The sequence below is a fragment of the Streptomyces sp. NPDC047853 genome (assembly GCF_043204535.1).
GTDB lineage: Bacteria > Actinomycetota > Actinomycetes > Streptomycetales > Streptomycetaceae > Streptomyces.
The window spans coordinates 1-1,011 of record NZ_JBIDCI010000054.1; the positions used below are offsets into that span (position 1 = coordinate 1).

At 57.7% G+C, this 1,011-nt stretch carries 2 rRNA genes; both read right to left on the reverse strand.

The features are described from left to right. Nucleotides 1-630, reverse strand: a 23S ribosomal RNA gene (locus ACGF5T_RS36040); the annotation flags it as partial. Between the two features lie 301 nt (nucleotides 631-931). Next, a 16S ribosomal RNA gene (locus tag ACGF5T_RS36045) occupies nucleotides 932-1,011 on the reverse strand; the annotation flags it as partial.

Below are 1,011 nucleotides of genomic sequence, written 5' to 3' on the forward strand. Positions count from 1 at the left end.
CGACGCTCCCACGGCTTGTAGGCACACGGTTTCAGGTACTATTTCACTCCGCTCCCGCGGTACTTTTCACCATTCCCTCACGGTACTATCCGCTATCGGTCACCAGGGAATATTTAGGCTTAGCGGGTGGTCCCGCCAGATTCACACGGGATTTCTCGGGCCCCGTGCTACTTGGGTGTCTCTCAAACGAGCCGCTGATGTTTCGACTACGGGGGTCTTACCCTCTACGCCGGACCTTTCGCATGTCCTTCGCCTACATCAACGGTTTCTGACTCGCCTCACAGCCGGCAGACTGTGAAAGAGAGATCCCACAACCCCGCACACGCAACCCCTGCCGGGTCTCACACGTATACGGTTTGGCCTCATCCGGTTTCGCTCGCCACTACTCCCGGAATCACGGTTGTTTTCTCTTCCTGCGGGTACTGAGATGTTTCACTTCCCCGCGTTCCCTCCACACTGCCTATGTGTTCAGCAGCGGGTGACAGCCCATGACGACTGCCGGGTTTCCCCATTCGGAAACCCCCGGATCAAAGCCTGGTTGACGGCTCCCCGGGGACTATCGTGGCCTCCCACGTCCTTCATCGGTTCCTGGTGCCAAGGCATCCACCGTGCGCCCTTAAAAACTTGGCCACAGATGCTCGCGTCCACTGTGCAGTTCTCAAACAACGACCAACCACCCGTCACAACCCACTCACGCGGATTTTTACCGGGGCCGGCACTGAAAGCAGGCCAACGGCCGTACCTTCAGACACCCAACAGCGTGCCCGACACGTCCAGTCAAGATCCTGTGTTCCACGCCGAAGCAGTACTAACAGTCCTCATCCTGATCGTGCCGAGTAGTCAACGTTCCACCCATGAGCAACCAGCATCAGACATTCGCTGATGTACTGGCCTCTGAACCAGGCAAGCCTGGCTTAGAAGTGCTCCTTAGAAAGGAGGTGATCCAGCCGCACCTTCCGGTACGGCTACCTTGTTACGACTTCGTCCCAATCGCCAGTCCCACCTTCGACA